Origin of the sequence: Microbacterium resistens (genome assembly GCF_031456305.1) — a bacterium.
In the GTDB taxonomy this organism is placed as follows: domain Bacteria; phylum Actinomycetota; class Actinomycetes; order Actinomycetales; family Microbacteriaceae; genus Microbacterium; species Microbacterium resistens_A.
Genome location: NZ_JAVDUM010000001.1, coordinates 122,313 through 139,245, shown reverse-complemented (window position 1 = coordinate 139,245; position 16,933 = coordinate 122,313). Strand labels below are relative to the sequence as shown.

The window sequence follows — 16,933 nt, the reverse complement described above, 5'->3', positions numbered from 1 at the left end:
AGGACACCTGCATGGCGCACGCCCTTCGCACTGACCTCCGCAACGTCGCAATCGTCGCCCACGTCGATCACGGCAAGACCACGCTGGTGGACGCGATGCTCCGCCAGACGGGGTCGTTCGGCGAGCATGCTCACGTCGAGGAGCGCGCCATGGACTCCAACGACCTGGAGCGTGAGAAGGGCATCACGATCCTCGCCAAGAACACGGCGATCACCTACAACGGCGCGCACACCGACGTCCCCGTGACGATCAACGTGATCGACACCCCGGGGCACGCCGACTTCGGCGGCGAGGTCGAGCGCGGCCTATCGATGGTCGATGGCGTCGTGCTCCTCGTGGACGCGAGCGAGGGCCCGCTGCCGCAGACCCGCTTCGTGCTGCGCAAGGCGCTCGAGGCGAAGCTCCCCGTCATCCTCCTGGTCAACAAGACCGACCGCCCCGACGCCCGCATCGCGGAGGTCGAGGAGGAGGCGCACGACCTGCTCCTGGGCCTGGCGTCCGACCTCGTGGACGACGTTCCCGACCTCGACGTGGACGCGCTGCTGGACGTGCCGGTGGTCTACGCCTCCGGGCGTGCGGGCGCGGCGTCGCGCAACCGCCCGGCGAACGGCGCACTGCCGGACAACGACGATCTCGAGCCGCTGTTCGAGGCGATCCTCCAGCACGTCCCCGCCCCCGCCTACGACGATGAGGCGCCGCTGCAGGCGTGGGTCACGAACCTCGACTCCAGCCCGTTCCTCGGGCGCCTCGCGCTCCTCCGCGTCTTCAACGGCACCCTGAAGAAGGGCCAGACCGTCGCCTGGGTGCGCCACGACGGCAGCCACGCCAACGCACGCATCACCGAGCTGCTGAAGACCCGTGCGCTGGAGCGCTACCCCGCCGAGAGCGCGGGCCCCGGCGACATCGTCGCCATCGCCGGATTCGAGAACATCACGATCGGCGAGACCATCGCCGACCCGGACGACGTCCGCCCGCTCCCCGCGATCCACGTCGACGACCCGGCGATCTCGATGACCATCGGCACGAACACGTCGCCGCTGGTCGGCAAGGTCAAGGGGCACAAGCTCACCGCGCGCATGGTGAAGGACCGCCTGGACCGCGAGCTGATCGGAAACGTGTCGCTCAAGGTCGTCGAGGTCGGCCGGCCCGACGCATGGGAGGTGCAGGGCCGCGGCGAGCTGGCCCTCGCGATCCTCGTCGAGAACATGCGCCGCGAGGGCTTCGAGCTCACGGTCGGCAAGCCCCAGGTGGTCACGAAGAAGGTCGACGGCAAGACCCACGAGCCGTTCGAGCACCTCACGATCGATGCTCCGGAGGAGTACCTCGGCGCGATCACGCAGCTCCTCGCCGCCCGCAAGGGCCGCATGGAGGGCATGACCAACCACGGGACCGGCTGGGTGCGGATGGAGTTCGTCGTGCCGTCCCGCGGCCTGATCGGCTTCCGCACCGAGTTCCTCACCACCACGCGCGGCACCGGGATCGCCAACGCGATCTCCCACGGCTACGAGCCCTGGGCCGGACACATCGTCACCCGGCAGAACGGCTCGATCGTGGCCGACCGCTCCGGCGTCGTCACCCCCTTCGCGATCATCGCCCTGCAGGAGCGCATGTCGTTCTTCGTCCAGCCCACGCAGGAGGTGTACGAGGGCATGGTGATCGGTGAGAACTCCCGCAACGACGACATGGACGTGAACATCACCAAGGAGAAGAAGCTCACCAACATGCGCTCGGCCACGGCCGACACGTTCGAGTCGATGACGCCGCCGCGCCAGCTCTCCCTGGAGGAGAGCCTGGAGTTCGCCCGTGACGACGAATGCGTCGAGGTGACGCCGGAGATCGTCCGCATCCGCAAGGTGGTCCTCGACCAGACGATCCGCGCCCGCGAGACCGCGCGCCTGAAGCGCCAGGACGCGAACGCCTGATCCGCTCGCTCGCGAAGGCCCGTCTCCCTGCGGAGGCGGGCCTTCGTCGTCCCGCGGGAGATCCGGGCGGGGGTGTCCCCGGGAGGTCCGGGCGGGGAGATCCGGGCGGAGGAGACGGCGTGATCGGCGGGCGGTGCGGTCGGCGGACTCTCAGCGCAGCTCGGAGATGAGGACGGCCGCGGTGCCGGTGACCGTCGCCTCGAAGATGTGCGGTGCGTCGCCGCGATAGCTGATGTAGTCGCCGGGCGTCAGCGCCTCCGGCGCCTCGGCGGGGCCGATGAGGGCGGCTCCCGAGATGAGGATGACGTGCTCGGTGGTCCCCGGGTGATGGGGGAGGGACCGGCGGGGCTCGCCGGGGTCGGCCTGGATGAGGTAGAGGTCCCGGCGTGCGGAGGGAGGGCAGGCCGACAGCAGGGTCGCGCTGTAGGGCGCGGCGGACGAGGGGACGCGGGGGGCCTGGCCGAGATCGCGGGCGCGGATCAGGGTCGGCTCGGTCGCCGGACGGTCCACCAGATCGGCGAACGGGATGCCCAGCGCGTCGCCGAGCGCCCAGAGGGTCTCCACGCTCGGATTCCCCGAGCCGCTCTCCAGCTGGGACACGGTGGCCTTGGAGACCCCGGCGCGTCGGGCGAGCTCGGACACGGAGATGCCGGCGGACTCGCGCTCGCGGCGGAGGGCGCGGGCGATGCGTTCGCGAAGGTCCATGTGTTCAGTATCTCAAACGAACGTTCGCCTTGACGATCATATTCAGAACGTTCAGAATGGTGGACGTGCGTTCGACGAAGCGAACAGCCGGGGATGCGCCGGCACCGGGGCGGTCCGCCGAGGACGACGAGGTCCGTGCCGCCCGGCGGGAGGGGATCGGCGTCGCGATCGCGACCAGCGCCTACGGGATCTCCTTCGGCGCCCTCGCGGTCGCCTCGGGTCTGGACATCTGGCAGACCTGCCTGCTGAGCCTGGTGATGTTCACGGGCGGCTCGCAGTTCGCCTTCGTCGGGGTGATCGCGGCCGGCGGGATGGCGGCGCTGCCCGCCGCCATCGCCTCGGCGGCGCTCCTCGGGGTCCGCAACATCGCGTACGGCATCCGGATGTCGCCGGTGATCGGCCGCGGCTTCTGGAAGCGGCTCGCCGCCTCGTACGTGACGATCGACGAGTCGACGGCGGTCTCGCTCGCCCAGACCTCCTCCCGGGCGCGCACGGTCGGCTTCTGGGTGACCGGGCTCGGCATCTACGCCGGGTGGAACCTCAGCACGCTCCTCGGCGCGCTCCTGGGCGACGTGCTCGGAGATCCGAAGGCGTACGGGCTGGACGCGGCGGCCGCGGCGGCGTTCCTGGCCCTGCTCTGGCCGCGGCTGAGGCAGCGCCAGGCGATCGTGGTCGGCATCGCCGCGGCGGTCGTCGCGACCGCCCTCACCCCGGTGCTGATGCCGGGGATGCCGGTGCTGATCGCGGCCCTCGTCGCCGTCCTCGTCGGCTGGTTCAACTGGTTCGCCCCGGCGGGGCGGACGGCCGGCAGCGCACTCGTGACCCCGCGCGGCGATCGGGCAGAGGCCGGGGAGGAGGCGCGATGACCCTGTGGAACGCGGTGCTCCTGGCCGCGATCGTCTGCGTCGGGCTCAAGGCCGTCGGCTACCTCGTGCCGCCGTCCGTGCTGGAGGCGCCTCGTCCCGCGCGCATCTCCGACCTGCTGACGGTCGCGCTGCTCGCCGCGCTCACCGCGGTGCAGACGCTCGCGGCGGGCACCGCGGTCCTGGTCGATGCCAGGGTGCCCGCGATCCTCGTCGCCGCGGGCCTCCTCTGGCTTCGGCAGTCGTTCCTCGTGGTCGTGATCGCGGCCGCCGCCGTCGCTGCCCTGCTGCGACTCCTCGGCTGGGCGACCTGACCGGCAGAGGACCCGTCGGTCAGGATCGTCGGCCGGCCGGAGGTCGCTCACAGCAGGCGCGGATAGGCTCGGGGCGTGCGTGAATCCAGGATCTCCCGTGTGCTGTCGTGGGTGGGGACGCTGATCGTCGGCGCCGTCTACGGGATCGCGACGACCATCGGCCACGCTTCGGTGATGGGTCCCGTCCCGGTCGGGATGATCGTCGGCGCGATCTCCTGCGCGGCGCTCCTGGTGGCGGTGCGGACGCTGACGCACGATCGCTGGGCGACCCTCACGGCGGGCCTCGGCATGATCGCGGCCGTCCTGGTCCTGTCGGGACGCGGCCCCGGCGGATCGGTCCTCGTCCCGGACGGCCTCCTCGGACGCGTGTGGGGCTACCTCGTCGCCGGCATCGTCCTCCTCGTCATCGCCTGGCCCGACCTGTCGCGTCTGCGGACCTCGGGTCCGGCGTCCGCGACACCGGCCGCGACGTCGGCCGCCCCCGCGGACGGCCCCGTCGCGCCGCCGACCTCGATCACCGGGACGTAGACTGAAGAGGTGACGTATGTGATCGCTCTTCCGTGTGTCGATGTGAAGGATCGTGCCTGCATCGATGAGTGCCCCGTGGACTGCATCTACGAGGGTGAGCGCTCGCTCTACATCCACCCCGACGAATGCGTCGACTGCGGCGCCTGCGAGCCCGTCTGCCCCGTCGAGGCCATCTACTACGAAGACGACCTCCCCGACGAATGGCAGGACTACTACAAGGCCAACGTCGAGTTCTTCGAAGAGATCGGCTCCCCCGGCGGCGCCGCCAAGGTCGGCGTGATCCACCACGACCACCCGGTCATCAAGGCCCTTCCCCCGCAGGGGGAATAGGCATGAGCGTCCGCGATCTCGCCGACTACCCCTGGGACGCCGTCACCCCGTACCGCGAGCGCGCAGCGCTGCATCCCGGCGGGATCGTAGACCTCTCCATCGGCTCCCCGGTCGATCCGACCCCCGAGGTCGTGCGGCGGGCGCTCACCGAGGCCACGGATGCGCACTCCTATCCGCAGACCGTTGGCACACCGGCCCTCCGCGAGGCGATCGTCGACTGGTACGCCCGGCGGCGGGGCGTCCCGGACCTGCGTCCCGACAACGTCCTGCCCACGATCGGCTCCAAGGAGCTCGTGGCCCTGCTCCCGACCCTCCTCGGCCTGGGACCGGGCGACATCGTGGTCCACCCCCGCGTGGCCTACCCGACCTACGAGGTGGGCGCCCGCGTCGTCGGCGCGACGCCGGTGCCGGCGGACGACCCGGCCGAATGGCCCGATGGCACCAGGCTGATCTGGATCAACACCCCGGGCAACCCCGACGGTCGCACCTGGACGACGGACGAGCTGGCCGCCGCCGTGCGCCGTGCGCGGGAGCTGGGAGCGGTGCTCGCCAGCGACGAGTGCTACGCCGAGCTCGGCTGGGAGGGGCCGTGGGCGACCGAGCCGGTCCCCTCCGTGCTCGATCCGCGGGTCACGGGCGGGACGCGCTCGAACCTGCTGAGCGTCTACTCGCTGAGCAAGCAGTCCAACCTCGCCGGCTACCGCGCGGCGTTCGTCGCCGGCTGCGCGCAGGTGGTCGGGAGGATCCTCACGGCGCGCAAGCACCTCGGCCTGATGCCGCCGGCGCCCGTCCAGCACGCGATGGCCGTCGCCCTGGGCGACGACGCGCACGTCGCGGCCCAGAAGGAGCTGTACCGGGAGCGCCGCGCCCTCCTCCTCCCCGCCGTCCGCGAGGCGGGCTTCCGGGTCGACGGCTCCGAGGCGGGGCTCTACCTGTGGGCGACCGAGGGGCGCGACGCCTGGGAATCCCTCGGGCGGCTCGCGGATCTGGGCATCCTCGCGGGCCCCGGACCCTTCTACGGGGACTTCTCCGAGGAGCACGTGCGGCTGTCGCTCACGGCGCCGACCGAGCGCGTGGCGCAGGGCGCGGAACGGCTGCGGGCGTCCTCGCGCTGAGTCTGTAGCTTCGCACGATGGAACTGCGCATCTCTTAGCGGATGTCACAGTAGGCGCGCGTGCCGACTAGGCTGTAATGGCGATCCGGCCGACCCGGCCTCGGCGTCCGCGCCGGACATCGCCCTCGACGAACAACCTGCAAGGAGGTCCGCGTGAGCGCAGCGGGAGATCGGCCCACGAAGGCGACTCTGACCATCGGCGAGAAGGCTGCCGAGTTCCCCGTCCTGCGGGGCACCGAGGGGCACGACAGCATCGACTTCTCCACCCTGATGCGGCAGACCGGCCATACGGCTCTCGACTACGGTTACGTGAACACCGCGTCGACCAAGTCCGCGATCACCTTCATCGACGGCGACCAGGGGATCCTGCGCTACCGCGGCTATCCGATCGATCAGATCGCCAAGAACTGCACCTACCTCGAGGTGGCATGGCTGCTCATCTACGGCGAGCTGCCCACCCCCGCCGAGCTCGCCGACTTCGATGAGCGGATCCGCCGGCACACGCTGCTGCACGAGGACCTCAAGCACTTCTTCTCCGCTCTCCCGCACACGGCCCACCCGATGTCGGTGCTGTCGTCCGCGGTCGCGGCGCTGTCCACGTACTACGAGAACGAGTCCGACCCGCACAACCCGGAGCACGTCGAGCTCAACACGGTGCGGATGCTGGCGAAGCTGCCGGTCATCGCGGCCTACGCCCACAAGAAGAGCATCGGTCAGGCCTTCCTCTATCCGGACAACTCGCTGAGCTTCGTCGACAACTTCCTCAAGCTCAACTTCGGCGTCATGAGCGAGCCGTACGAGCTGAACCCGGTGATGTCGAAGGCGCTCGAGCTGCTGCTCATCCTGCACGAGGACCACGAGCAGAACGCCTCGACCTCCACGGTGCGTCTGGTGGGATCGACGGGCGCCAATCAGTTCGCCTCCATCTCCGCCGGCATCCAGGCGCTCTCCGGCCCCCTCCACGGCGGCGCGAACGAGGCGGTGCTGACGATGCTCGGCCAGATCCGCGAGTCCGGCCAGAGCGTGCAGCGCTTCGTCGAGCGGGTGAAGAACAAGGAGGAGGGCGTCAAGCTCATGGGCTTCGGCCACCGGGTCTACAAGAACTACGACCCGCGCGCCAAGCTCGTCAAGGAGGCGGCCGACGAGGTGCTCTCCGAGCTCGGCGTGACCGATCCGCTCCTGGACCTGGGCAAGGAGCTCGAGGAGATCGCCCTCGCCGACGACTACTTCAAGGAACGGCGCCTCTACCCGAACGTCGACTTCTACACCGGCGTCATCTACAAGGCCATGGGCTTCCCGCCCCGGATGTTCACGGTGCTGTTCGCGATCGGCCGACTCCCCGGCTGGCTCGCCCAGTGGCGCGAGCTTCAGGATGACCCGCAGACCAAGATCGGCCGCCCGCAGCAGCTGTACACGGGCTCGGCGAGCCGCGACTTCCCGCGGGGCTGATCCGCGCCCTGCCCCGAACGCAGAAACGCTCGCACCTCGGTGCGAGCGTTTCTGCGTATCCGGGCGCCTGCCCGGCTTTCCGGATGCATGAGGATTCCCCGCCTGGCGGGAGCTTCGGGCCGAGGGAGCCCGCCAGACGGGGAATCACCCGCCAAGCGGGGGAGGTGGAGCGGAACGGCCCGGGCCAGCGGGGCCGGGCCGGCAGAGCCCGGGTCAGCCCCGGGGGCGGCCGGCGCCCTGGGCGCCCTGGCCGGAACGGGGCCGGCGACGGCGACGGTTCGCGCCGCCGGCGGACGCGGGCGCACCGTTCCCTGCGCCGGGAGCCGACCTGCGGCCGCCCTCGGCGGAGCGCGGTGCGGAGGAGGGCTTCTTCTTCGCCGCGGGGCGGGTGGCCGGAGCCTGCGGGGGTGCAGGCCGGACGAATGCCGCCCGCTCGCCCACGAGATCCTGCACGGCACGGGCGTCGGCGGAGACCTGCTCGATGCCGACGGTGATCCGCGCCTTGCGCAGCAGATCCTTGACGTCACGGCGCTGCTCGGGGAGGAGGACCGTGACGACGGTGCCCGCGGCACCGGCGCGGGCGGTGCGCCCAGAACGGTGCAGGTAGGCCTTGTGCTCGGCGGGAGGGTCGACGTGCACGACGAGGTCGACGCCGTCCACGTGCACGCCGCGCGCCGCGACGTCGGTGGCCACGAGGACGCGCACGCCCCCGTCCGCCGGGTCGCCGGAGAACGCGGCCAGGTTCCGCTCGCGCGCGCCCTGGGAGAGGTTCCCGTGCAGGTCGACGGCGGGGATGCCCGAGGCGGTGAGCTGCTTGGCGAGCTTCTTGGCCTGGTGCTTGGTCCGCGTGAAGAGGATCCGCCGTCCGGTCCCGGACGCGAGCGCGTTCACGAGGTCCTTCTTGCCGTCCGCGTCGGCGATCTCGAGCACCCGGTGCGTCATGTCGCCGACGGGCACGCTGGCCTCGTCGACCTCGTGGCTGACGGGGCGGGATAGGAAGCGGCGCGCGAGCACGTCGATTCCGCCGTCGAGCGTCGCGCTGAAGAGCAGACGCTGCCCACCGGAGGGGGTGGCGGAGAGGATGCGGGTGACGCCGGGGAGGAACCCGAGGTCGGCCATGTGGTCGGCCTCATCGAGGACGGTGACCGCGACGGCGTCGAGGTGAACGACGCCCTGCTTCATGAGGTCCTCCAGGCGGCCGGGGCAGGCCACGACGATGTCGACGCCGCGACGGAGGGCGTCCTCCTGGGGGCGCTGGCTCACGCCGCCGAAGACGGTGGTCACGCGGAGTCCGGCGACCTGCGCGAGCGGAGCGATCACCGCGGCGATCTGGCTGGCGAGCTCCCGCGTGGGGGCGAGCACGAGTCCACGGGGGTGGCCGGGGCGCGCCTTCTGGCCCGTCAGACGGGCGACGAGCGGAATGGCGAAGGCGATGGTCTTACCGCTGCCCGTGCGGCCGCGGCCGAGGAGGTCGCGGCCGGCGAGGGAGTCGGGAAGGGTGTCGCGCTGGATCGGGAACGGTTCGGACTTGCCGGACTCGGCGAGCACGGTCGCGAGCGGCGCGGGCACGCCGAGATCGAGGAAGGAAGGCATATGGGTACTCCAGAGGCGCATGGTCGATGCGCGGTAGGGACGGATGGCGACGGCGCACGAAAACGGTCGGTGCGCATCGGTTCGCCGTTCGAAAGGCCAGCTCGTGCTGGTGGAGAGCCGGTCAGGCTCGCTTCGGTCCGCAGAGACCCCGTGACGACGACGCAGCAACCCGGTCGGACCGGGCAGCCTCCCTATCCTACCCTGCGTACCCGGGTCAGGCGTGCAGCGCCTCGTTGAGGGTCACCCCGACCCCGGCACGGGCGGCGGCCTCGACCGCGCCCGACACGGAGTTGCGGCGGAAGAGCAGTCCGTCCCGGCCGGAGAGCTCCGCGGCCTTCACCGTCCGCGCGCGGCCGTCGGCGCCCGGCGCCTCGCCGACGAGGACGACCTTCGTCCCGGCGGTCACGTACAGGCCGGCCTCGACGACGCAGTCGTCGCCCAGGGAGATCCCGATCCCCGCGTTCGCGCCGAGGAGCGTCCGTGCGCCGATCGAGACGCGGTGATTGCCGCCGCCGGAGAGCGTGCCCATGATGGAGGCCCCTCCGCCGATGTCGCTGCCGTCGCCGACGACGACGCCCTGGGAGATCCGGCCCTCGACCATCGAAGCGCCGAGTGTCCCGGCGTTGAAGTTCACGAAGCCCTCGTGCATCACCGTCGTCCCGGGGGAGAGGTGCGCGCCGAGACGCACGCGTGAGGCGTCGGCGATCCGCACGCCCTCGGGCAGGACGTAGTCGGTGAGGCGCGGGAACTTGTCCACGGCCTGGATCTGGATCCCGGCCCGCTGGAGCAGCGGACGAAGGCGCGCGGCCTCGGCCGGGAGCATGGGGCCGGCCGTCGTCCAGGCCACGTTCGGCAGGTGCGCGAAGATCCCGTCCAGGTTGAGCTCGTTGGGGCGCACGAGGAGCCGGGAGAGCGCGTGCAGGCGCAAGTACGCGTCGGGGGTGGAGGACGGTGCCTCGTCGAGGTCGATCGTCAGCTGCACGAGCTCCAGCTCGACCCCTCGGTCCTCATCGGGGCCGGCCAGCGCCTCCCAGGTCGCGGCGGAGGCCACGGCGTCGCCGGCTGAGGGGATCCCCGTACCGACCTCCGGGAACCAGGCGTCGAGGACCGTCCCGTCCGCGGCGATGGTGGACAGGCCGGAACCGGAGATGGTGCGCGCGTCGCTCATGCCCTCTACGGTAGCGAAGGACGGCGCCGAACTCCCGCCCGGACGGGGCCTTCGGAGGCTCGCACTAGGCTGGGTCCATGGCGCTCGATCTGACCATGTCCTCCGTCGATCTCACCCGCACGATATGCGACATCCCGAGCGTATCCGGTGAGGAAGGCGTGCTCGCCGACCTGATCGAGCAGGCCGTCTCTGCGTTCCCGCACCTGGAGGTCATCCGCCACGGGAACACCGTCGTCGCGCGCACGAACCTCGGACGCGCGCAGCGTGTGGTGATCGCCGGGCACATCGACACGGTCCCGCTCAACGGCAACGTGCCGGTGCGCGAGACCGAGGTCGACGGCGTGCCCGTCCTCTGGGGGCGCGGCACCGTGGACATGAAGGCCGGTGTCGCGGTGCAGCTGAAGCTCGCCGCCGAGCTCGTCGCGCCCTCGGCCGACGTGACCTGGATGTGGTACGACAACGAGGAGGTCGAGGCCTCCCGCAACGGGCTCGCGCTCCTGGCCGCCAGCCGCCCGGATCTCTTCGCCGGTGACTTCGCCATCCTCGGCGAGCCGAGCGACGGCCAGGTCGAGGGCGGCTGCAACGGTACGCTCCGTGCCGTCGTGCGGACCGAGGGCGTCAGGGCGCACAGCGCACGGGCCTGGGTCGGCGAGAACGCGATCCACCGGGCGGCCCCCATTCTCGCGCGGCTCGCGGAGTACCGCCCCAGGGACGTCTCGGTCGAGGGGCTCGTCTACCGCGAGGGGCTCAACGCCGTCCGGATCAGCGGCGGCGTCGCGGGCAACGTCATCCCGGACGTCTGCGAGGTAGAGGTCAACTACCGCTTCGCGCCGAGCAAGACCGCCGAGGAGGCGGCCGCGCACGTGCGGAGCGTCTTCGCGGGCTTCCCGGTGGAGGTCACCGACTCCTCGGAGGGCGCCCGCCCGGGCCTGGACGCCCCGATCGCGCAGCGGTTCGTCGCCGCGGTCGGCGCCACGCCCATGCCGAAGTACGGCTGGACGGACGTCGCCCGCTTCTCCGAGCTCGGGATCCCCGCCGTCAACTATGGCCCTGGCGATCCCCACCTCGCGCACCATGACGAGGAGCGCGTGCCGATCGCGCAGATCGTCGCGGTCGAGCAGGGACTGCGTTCCTGGCTCGGCGGTTCGGGAGCGTGAGGATGAGTGCAGGTCGCCGGTCCGTGACGCGACTGTTCGTCCGGATGCCGGCGAGCGTCGGCGTGCTCGCCATCTATCTCGTCGCCCGTCTCCTCACGACCGGGATGCTCGGGCTCGCCGCCGTGATGTCCGGTCCCGCCTCGCGGTTCGGCGCGCACGCGGGCATCGGAGACTTCGTCCTCGCCTGGGATGCGCAGTGGTACTGGTACATCGCGGTCCACAACTATCCGACCCAGCTCCCGGTCACGCCGGAAGGCGCGGTGACCGAGAACTCCTGGGCGTTCATGCCGCTCTATCCGAAGCTTGCCCAGCTGGTGGGCCTGCCCTTCGGGAGCTGGGGCGCCGGCGCGCTGATCGTGTCCCTCGTCGCGGGATACTTCGCCTGCCTGGTGATGTACCGGATGATGTCGCGACGGATCGGCCGGACGGCCGCGATCTGGTCGACGGTCTTCCTCGCCGCGGGACCCCTGGGCGCTCTCTTCCAGGTCGGCTACGCCGAGGTGCTGTGCCTGCTCTTCCTCCTCCTCGCGCTCGATGGACTGATACGCCGACGCTACGTCCGGCTGTACGTGCTCATCCCGCTCATGGGGTTCACCCGGCCAGGCGTCCTGGCCTTCGCCCTGCTGCTCGGCCTCGTGCTGGTCATGCGCTGGTGGCGTCGGCGTACCGACCCGCTCGGCGGACGGGAGATCGCCCACTTCCTCGCCCTCGGCGCGCTCGGGACGATCGTCGGCTTCTCCTGGCAGATCATCGCCGGAATCGTCACCGGCGAGCACGACGCGTATCTCACGACCGAGCTCTCCTGGCGCAAGAACTGGACGAAGGAGGAGGCGCACGGCTTCTTCCCGTTCGAGGGATGGGTCACCGCCGCGCAGATGTGGTTCCGGATCTGGGGGCTCCCGGGCTGGGTGGGCATCGTGGTGCTCGTGCTCCTGGTGGCAGCCGCCGCGGCGATGCTCCTGTTCGGGCCGCGGGTGAAGAGGCTGGGACCCGAGATCCGGCTCTGGAGCGCGAGCTACCTGCTCTACCTCCTGGCGGTCTTCTTCCCGCAGTCGAGCACCCTGCGTCTGCTCTTCCCGCTCGCGCCGCTCTGGGGCGCGGTGGCGATCCCGCGGTCCCGCCTCTACCGATGGGGCGTCCTGGTGGTCTGTCTGGCGTTGCAGTGGCTGTGGATCTTCAACGTCTTCGCGATGGGGAACACCTTCTGGCGCGTGCCGTGAACCGTCATGACGCCGATCGCGGGCGGGCGACCCGATAGAATGCTCCTGTAGACCACCGAGGAAAGGGAGCACCGCGATGGCAGCGATGAAGCCGAGGACCGGCGACGGACCCATGGAGGCCGTTAAGGAGGGGCGCCTCATCATCGTCCGGGTTCCGCTCGAGGGCGGCGGCCGTTTGGTCGTCTCCGTCAACGACGCCGAGGCGAAGGAGCTTCACGACGTGCTCGCAGGCGTCGTCAGCACCTGAGCCCATCAACCACACGAGAGGGGCGGCCGTTCCGGAGAACGGCCGCCCCTCTCGTGTGCCCGCTCTGGGGTTCGTGTCCGCTCAGTCCTGGGCGGACACGCTCGTGAGCTGGAGGAGTCCTTCGCCCGCGGTCGAGAGCGCCGCGAGCACGGCCGGCGACTGCTGCGTCTCCTGGATGAGGGAGCGGTAGGCGACGGCCACCGCGTCACGCTGGACCGGATCGGCGACGCGCCCGCCCGCCAGCACGCGGGGGATGAGCACGGTGCCGCCGGAGCGCACGAGACGGAGGCCGTGCTCGACGTACTCGATGACGTTCTCCGGATCGGCGTCGACGAGCACGACGTCGTATGCCGCCTCGTTCATGCGCGGGAGCACATCGGCGGCACGGCCGGCGATGAAGCGGGCGCGGGTCGGCGCGATGCGGGCGTCGTGGAACGCGGAACGGGCCGCGGCCAGGTGCTCGGGCTCGTTGTCGATCGAGGTGAGCACCGCTTTCGGCGCCCCGCGGAGCAGCCAGAGCCCGGAGACGCCGGCGCCGGTGCCGATCTCGACGATGGAACGTGCTCCGGTCGCCGCCGCGATCACCGCGCACTGCGCGCCGACGGCCGCGCTGATCGGCGCGGCACCCAGCTCCATCGCGTGCACCCGGGCGCGCACGATGGCATCCGGCTCGACGATCGCCTCGCGCACGTAGCGTGCGTTGGCATCCTGCTCGCTCATGGCCCTCTCCGCCCTGGCCGGCTCCGCGGAAATGCTCCGGGCCTGGGCGTTTCCAGCGTAGATGCTGGATGAGTACCCAGGAGACAGGCGCGGCGGTAACCTAGTCACATGTTCTTCGGCTTGACCTTCGAGAAGATTCTTCTCATCGGCGTGATCGCCGGGCTTCTCATCGGCCCCGAGCGGCTGCCGAAGTACGCGGCGACCTTCTCCCAGTTCGTGAGGCGCGCAGGCGAGTACATGCGCGGCGCCAAGGACAAGGTCCGGGAAGAGGTGGGGCCGGAGATCAACGACCTCGACTGGCGCAAGCTCGACCCGCGTCAGTACGACCCGCGGCGCATCATCCGTGACGCGCTCATGGACGACACCCCGCCGGCCCCTGCGGCCATCGCGGGTGCGGGGACCGCGGCAGGTGTCGGCGCCGTCGCGGCGACGAGCACGGTCGCGGCGACGAGCGCGACGCCGCCACGAGTGTTCTCCGCGAGCGAGCCGCCGCCCTTCGACCTCGAAGCCACGTAAGGCGGGGCGCGTCCAAGGGGCGCGCATCGATCCTCGTCGCCGTGCTCCTCTCCGGCGTCGGCGGCGTGCTCTCCCCGCGGGCCGGTCAGGCGCGCGGGGAGAACGGCAGCGATCGGCCGGAGAGGTTCCGGCCGCGGTTCTCCACCGCGTCGGCGAGCGCCTCGATCGCCTGCGTGGCGGGATCCTCCGGGGCGGCGAGGACGACGGGGGTCCCCGCGTCGCCCCCCGTGCGGAGCGAGGTGCTGAGCGGGACCGACGCGAGGACGGCGACGGGGTCGCCCTGGGCGGACAGCGCCGCGGCGACGGCCGCGCCGCCCCCGGAGCCGAAGAGGTCGAGAACGGTGCCGTCCGGCAGGGTCATCGCCGTCATGTTCTCGACGACGCCGATGATGCGCTGCCCGGTCTGACGGGCGACGAGCCCGCTGCGGATCGCCACGTCGGCCGCCGCGTCCTGCGGGGTCGTGACCACCAGCACCTCGGCGTGCGGGAGCAGCTGGCCGAGGGAGATGGCGATGTCGCCCGTGCCGGGGGGCATGTCGATGAGCAGGATGTCGAGATCGCCGAAGAACACGTCGGTGAGGAACTGCTGGATCGTCCGGTGCAGCATCGGGCCGCGCCACGCGACCACGGACTCCCCGTCACGGAGGAACATGCCGATCGAGATCGCCTTCACGTCGTGGGCGATCGGCGGCAGCATGAGGTCGTCGATCCTGGTCGGCTGCGGGACGGCGCCGTTCCGGGCCATGCCGAGGAGCGCCGGGATGGAGAAGCCGTGGACGTCGGCGTCGATGAGGCCGACGCGCCGTCCGCGAGCGGCCAGGGCGACCGCGAGGTTCGCGGTGATCGAGGACTTGCCGACGCCGCCCTTGCCGCTGGTGACCGCGATGACCCGGGTCAGGGAGTCCGGCCCGAACGGCATCTGCCGGGCCGGACGGCCTTCGCGCAGGCGCTCGGTGAGCGCGCGCCGCTCCGCCGGCGTCATGACGCCCACCAGGACCTCGACCGCCGAGACGCCGGTGACGGAGGCGGCGGCCTCCCGCACCTCCGTCTCGATCCGCTGGGCGGCGGGGCAGCCGACGATCGTGAGCGCGATGCCGACCGTGGCCAGGCCGTCCGCGACGTCGATCTCGCGGAGCATGTCGAGATCCGCGAGGGGTCGGCGGAGCTCGGGATCCATGACCGCGCCGACCGCGCGGCGGACCTCCTCGGCGAGGCCGGTCATGCGTTCCGCCCCGGCTCCGTCTGCTCCTCGTCCTCTTCGCGCAGCTCCGCGAGCAGCGACTTCAGCTCGTGGCGCAGGACGTCGCGGGTCACGGGCTGCGCCGTGCGGTCCTCCAGCGCCATGCGCAGCGCCACGATCTCCCTGGCGAGGTACTCGGTGTCGGCGAGATTGCGCTCGGCACGCTGCCGATCCTGCTCGATCTGCACGCGGTCGCGGTCGTCCTGCCGGTTCTGGGCGAGCAGGATGAGGGGCGCGGCATAGGAGGCCTGCAGCGAGAGCATGAGGGTCAGTGCGGTGAAGCCGTTGGCCGCGGCGTCGAAGCGCAGGCTCTCCGGCAGGAGCGTGTTCCACGCGAGCCAGGCCGCGCAGAACAGCGTCAGGAGCAGGAGGAACATCGGCGTTCCCATGGCGCGCGCCACCCACTCCGTGAACCGCCCGAAGCGGTCCCGCGAGGTCTGCGGACGCGGACGCACGGAGCCGCCGCTGCGAGGTGCGTCCAGACCGGAACCGCCCCGCGCCATCATCCGGTCGCCCCCGTGACGGGGACGTGGTGCTCATCGTCCGTGTCGTGCGAGCGCCAGTCCTCCGGGAGGAGGTAGTCGAGGACGTCGTCCACGCTCACCGCGCCGACCAGGCGGTGCGCCTGATCGACCACGGGCAGGGAGACGAGGTCGTAGCTGGCGAGCATGCGCGCGACCTCCTGCGCGGAGGCGGTCACGGGCACGGGTTCGAGGGTGTCGTCCACGATCGCCCCGAGCCGCTCGTGCGGTGGGTAGCGCAGCATCCGCTGGAAGTGCACGACGCCCAGCAGCCGTCCCGTCGGTGTCTCGAACGGAGGGAGGGTGAGGAAGACGGATGCGGCGAGCGCCGGATGCAGCTCGTGGCGGCGGATGAGGGCCAGCGCCTCGGCCACGGTCGCGTCGGCGGAGAGCACGATCGGCTCCGGCGTCATCAGGCCGCCCGCGGTGTCTGGGCTGTAGCGGAGCAGCATGCGCACGTCCTCCGCCTCCTCGGGCTCCATGAGCTCCAGGAGGTGCTCCAGGCGGTTCTTCGGCAGCTGTGCGAGGAGGTCGGCCGCGTCGTCCGGCTCCATCTGGTCGAGGATGTCGGCGGCGCGCTCGTCGCCGAGGCCGTCGAGGATGTGCATCTGCTCGTCCTCCGGCATCTCCTCCAGGGCGTCGGCGAGGCGCTCGTCAGGGAGTTCCTCGGCGACCTCCATGCGGCGTTGCTGGGGGAGGTCGAGCAGGGTGTTGGCGAGGTCGGCCGGGCGCAGCTCGGAGAAGCTGGCCACCAGCTGCTCCGCCGACTGGGACTCCCCGGGGGTGCGCTGCTCGCGGACCTCGCTCCATGCGGCGAAGGTCGTCGGGCCCTTCGCGAAGGGGGAGGCGCTCGTCTTGGGCTTGCGGAGGAAGAGTTGGCCGACGGACCATTCGCCGAGCCGGTTGGGCTCGATCCCGACGTCCTCGATCACCGCGGACCCGGTGCCGTCGGCGAGGTCGACGCGCCGGCCGAGGAGCTCGGCCATGACCCGTACCTCGCCGTTGCGGGGCTTGAAGCGGCGGACGTTCATGAGGCCCGAGGTGATGACCTGGCCGGTGTTGATCGAGGTGACCCGTCCGATGGAGAGGAAGACCTGCCGGCGGCCGGGGATCTCGCACACCAGGCCGATCACGCGGGGAGCCGCGGTACTTCGGTACACGACGACGACGTCCCGGACCTTGCCGAGCCGATCGCCGGCGGGGTCGAAGACGGCGCACCCGGCCAGGCGCGCGACGAAAACCCGCTGTGTGCTCATGTCTCCAGAGTAGTGTCCGCAAGCCCGCCGGGAGGGGGCGGCGATCCGGCCCGGCCCGCCCGGTTCCCAC

The 16,933-nt window shown here is 71.4% G+C and carries 18 protein-coding genes; 11 read left to right on the top strand and 7 right to left on the bottom strand.

The window, feature by feature from the left end; translation table 11 throughout:
- The first annotated feature begins 11 nt into the window (after window positions 1-11).
- Window positions 12-1,922, top strand: coding sequence for a translational GTPase TypA (gene typA / locus J2Y69_RS00675; protein ID WP_310016552.1), 1,911 nt, complete (start codon window positions 12-14; stop codon window positions 1,920-1,922).
- A gap of 150 nt (window positions 1,923-2,072) precedes the next feature.
- Here typA and J2Y69_RS00670 read toward each other — a convergent pair whose 3' ends face one another.
- Window positions 2,073-2,627, bottom strand: a complete 555-nt coding sequence (locus J2Y69_RS00670) for a helix-turn-helix domain-containing protein (protein ID WP_310016551.1) — start codon at window positions 2,625-2,627, stop codon at window positions 2,073-2,075.
- Window positions 2,628-2,692: 65 nt separating this feature from the next.
- Here J2Y69_RS00670 and J2Y69_RS00665 point away from each other — a divergent pair, with 65 nt between their 5' ends.
- The 6 genes from J2Y69_RS00665 (at window position 2,693) to J2Y69_RS00640 (ending at window position 7,225) form a co-directional block, all read left to right on the top strand.
- On the top strand, window positions 2,693-3,493 hold the full coding sequence (locus tag J2Y69_RS00665; RefSeq protein WP_396653010.1) for an AzlC family ABC transporter permease: 801 nt from the start codon (window positions 2,693-2,695) through the stop codon (window positions 3,491-3,493).
- Window positions 3,490-3,804 (top strand): AzlD domain-containing protein, encoded by a 315-nt coding sequence (locus J2Y69_RS00660; protein WP_310016550.1) that lies wholly within the window; start codon window positions 3,490-3,492, stop codon window positions 3,802-3,804. Before J2Y69_RS00665 ends, J2Y69_RS00660 begins: the two co-directional genes overlap by 4 nt.
- Before the next feature lie 75 nt (window positions 3,805-3,879).
- Complete coding sequence (locus tag J2Y69_RS00655) at window positions 3,880-4,332, top strand: histidinol dehydrogenase (RefSeq protein WP_310016549.1); 453 nt, start codon at window positions 3,880-3,882, stop codon at window positions 4,330-4,332.
- 9 nt (window positions 4,333-4,341) lie between these two features.
- On the top strand, window positions 4,342-4,662 hold the full coding sequence (gene fdxA, locus J2Y69_RS00650; RefSeq protein ID WP_310016548.1) for a ferredoxin: 321 nt from the start codon (window positions 4,342-4,344) through the stop codon (window positions 4,660-4,662).
- 2 nt (window positions 4,663-4,664) lie between these two features.
- On the top strand, window positions 4,665-5,777 hold the full coding sequence (gene dapC, locus J2Y69_RS00645) for a succinyldiaminopimelate transaminase (RefSeq protein ID WP_310016547.1): 1,113 nt from the start codon (window positions 4,665-4,667) through the stop codon (window positions 5,775-5,777).
- Between the two features lie 152 nt (window positions 5,778-5,929).
- Window positions 5,930-7,225 carry a citrate synthase gene (locus J2Y69_RS00640; protein ID WP_310016546.1) on the top strand — a complete coding sequence of 432 codons (1,296 nt, stop codon included), beginning with the start codon at window positions 5,930-5,932 and terminating at the stop codon, window positions 7,223-7,225.
- Between the two features lie 213 nt (window positions 7,226-7,438).
- On the opposite strand, the gene J2Y69_RS00635 is transcribed toward J2Y69_RS00640, so the two are convergent.
- Both J2Y69_RS00635 and dapD read right to left on the bottom strand, forming a co-directional pair.
- Complete coding sequence (locus tag J2Y69_RS00635; protein ID WP_310016545.1) at window positions 7,439-8,818, bottom strand: DEAD/DEAH box helicase; 1,380 nt, start codon at window positions 8,816-8,818, stop codon at window positions 7,439-7,441.
- Between the two features lie 214 nt (window positions 8,819-9,032).
- Window positions 9,033-9,986, bottom strand: coding sequence for a 2,3,4,5-tetrahydropyridine-2,6-dicarboxylate N-succinyltransferase (gene dapD / locus J2Y69_RS00630; protein WP_310016544.1), 954 nt, complete (start codon window positions 9,984-9,986; stop codon window positions 9,033-9,035).
- A gap of 77 nt (window positions 9,987-10,063) precedes the next feature.
- On the opposite strand from dapD, the gene dapE reads away from it, so the two are divergent.
- The 3 genes from dapE to J2Y69_RS00615 all read left to right on the top strand — a co-directional run bounded on the left by dapE (window position 10,064) and on the right by J2Y69_RS00615 (window position 12,610).
- Window positions 10,064-11,143: a succinyl-diaminopimelate desuccinylase gene (dapE, locus tag J2Y69_RS00625; protein ID WP_310016543.1), complete on the top strand. Its 1,080-nt coding sequence runs from the start codon at window positions 10,064-10,066 to the stop codon at window positions 11,141-11,143.
- A 23-nt stretch (window positions 11,144-11,166) separates the two neighbouring features.
- Window positions 11,167-12,363 carry a hypothetical protein gene (locus J2Y69_RS00620; protein ID WP_310016542.1) on the top strand — a complete coding sequence of 399 codons (1,197 nt, stop codon included), beginning with the start codon at window positions 11,167-11,169 and terminating at the stop codon, window positions 12,361-12,363.
- A gap of 76 nt (window positions 12,364-12,439) precedes the next feature.
- Complete coding sequence (locus tag J2Y69_RS00615; RefSeq protein WP_310016541.1) at window positions 12,440-12,610, top strand: DUF3117 domain-containing protein; 171 nt, start codon at window positions 12,440-12,442, stop codon at window positions 12,608-12,610.
- An 81-nt stretch (window positions 12,611-12,691) separates the two neighbouring features.
- Here J2Y69_RS00615 and J2Y69_RS00610 read toward each other — a convergent pair whose 3' ends face one another.
- Window positions 12,692-13,330, bottom strand: coding sequence for an O-methyltransferase (locus tag J2Y69_RS00610; RefSeq protein WP_310016540.1), 639 nt, complete (start codon window positions 13,328-13,330; stop codon window positions 12,692-12,694).
- Between the two features lie 108 nt (window positions 13,331-13,438).
- On the opposite strand from J2Y69_RS00610, the gene J2Y69_RS00605 reads away from it, so the two are divergent.
- Complete coding sequence (locus J2Y69_RS00605) at window positions 13,439-13,846, top strand: Sec-independent protein translocase family protein (protein WP_310016539.1); 408 nt, start codon at window positions 13,439-13,441, stop codon at window positions 13,844-13,846.
- A gap of 85 nt (window positions 13,847-13,931) precedes the next feature.
- Here the strand turns inward: J2Y69_RS00605 and J2Y69_RS00600 are convergent, their stop codons facing one another.
- The 3 genes from J2Y69_RS00600 to J2Y69_RS00590 are packed head-to-tail and all read right to left on the bottom strand — an operon-like array spanning window position 13,932 to window position 16,863.
- Window positions 13,932-15,068 (bottom strand): Mrp/NBP35 family ATP-binding protein, encoded by a 1,137-nt coding sequence (locus J2Y69_RS00600; protein WP_310016538.1) that lies wholly within the window; start codon window positions 15,066-15,068, stop codon window positions 13,932-13,934.
- On the bottom strand, window positions 15,065-15,589 hold the full coding sequence (locus J2Y69_RS00595) for a DUF1003 domain-containing protein (protein ID WP_310017005.1): 525 nt from the start codon (window positions 15,587-15,589) through the stop codon (window positions 15,065-15,067). Before J2Y69_RS00595 ends, J2Y69_RS00600 begins: the two co-directional genes overlap by 4 nt.
- On the bottom strand, window positions 15,589-16,863 hold the full coding sequence (locus J2Y69_RS00590) for a magnesium transporter MgtE N-terminal domain-containing protein (RefSeq protein ID WP_310016537.1): 1,275 nt from the start codon (window positions 16,861-16,863) through the stop codon (window positions 15,589-15,591). Before J2Y69_RS00590 ends, J2Y69_RS00595 begins: the two co-directional genes overlap by 1 nt.
- Window positions 16,864-16,933: the final 70 nt, after the last annotated feature.

What these genes read in the sequence shown, in the direction of transcription:
- typA (WP_310016552.1), top strand. Translation starts at nt 12, where the DNA reads ATGGCGCACGCCCTTCGCACTGACCTCCGCAACGTCGCAATCGTCGCC.
- J2Y69_RS00670 (WP_310016551.1), bottom strand. Translation starts at nt 2,627, where the DNA reads ATGGACCTTCGCGAACGCATCGCCCGCGCCCTCCGCCGCGAGCGCGAG.
- J2Y69_RS00660 (WP_310016550.1), top strand. Translation starts at nt 3,490, where the DNA reads ATGACCCTGTGGAACGCGGTGCTCCTGGCCGCGATCGTCTGCGTCGGG.
- dapC (WP_310016547.1), top strand. Translation starts at nt 4,665, where the DNA reads ATGAGCGTCCGCGATCTCGCCGACTACCCCTGGGACGCCGTCACCCCG.
- J2Y69_RS00635 (WP_310016545.1), bottom strand. Translation starts at nt 8,818, where the DNA reads ATGCCTTCCTTCCTCGATCTCGGCGTGCCCGCGCCGCTCGCGACCGTG.
- dapD (WP_310016544.1), bottom strand. Translation starts at nt 9,986, where the DNA reads ATGAGCGACGCGCGCACCATCTCCGGTTCCGGCCTGTCCACCATCGCC.
- dapE (WP_310016543.1), top strand. Translation starts at nt 10,064, where the DNA reads ATGGCGCTCGATCTGACCATGTCCTCCGTCGATCTCACCCGCACGATA.
- J2Y69_RS00615 (WP_310016541.1), top strand. Translation starts at nt 12,440, where the DNA reads ATGGCAGCGATGAAGCCGAGGACCGGCGACGGACCCATGGAGGCCGTT.
- J2Y69_RS00610 (WP_310016540.1), bottom strand. Translation starts at nt 13,330, where the DNA reads ATGAGCGAGCAGGATGCCAACGCACGCTACGTGCGCGAGGCGATCGTC.
- J2Y69_RS00605 (WP_310016539.1), top strand. Translation starts at nt 13,439, where the DNA reads ATGTTCTTCGGCTTGACCTTCGAGAAGATTCTTCTCATCGGCGTGATC.
- J2Y69_RS00600 (WP_310016538.1), bottom strand. Translation starts at nt 15,068, where the DNA reads ATGACCGGCCTCGCCGAGGAGGTCCGCCGCGCGGTCGGCGCGGTCATG.
- J2Y69_RS00595 (WP_310017005.1), bottom strand. Translation starts at nt 15,589, where the DNA reads ATGGCGCGGGGCGGTTCCGGTCTGGACGCACCTCGCAGCGGCGGCTCC.
- J2Y69_RS00590 (WP_310016537.1), bottom strand. Translation starts at nt 16,863, where the DNA reads ATGAGCACACAGCGGGTTTTCGTCGCGCGCCTGGCCGGGTGCGCCGTC.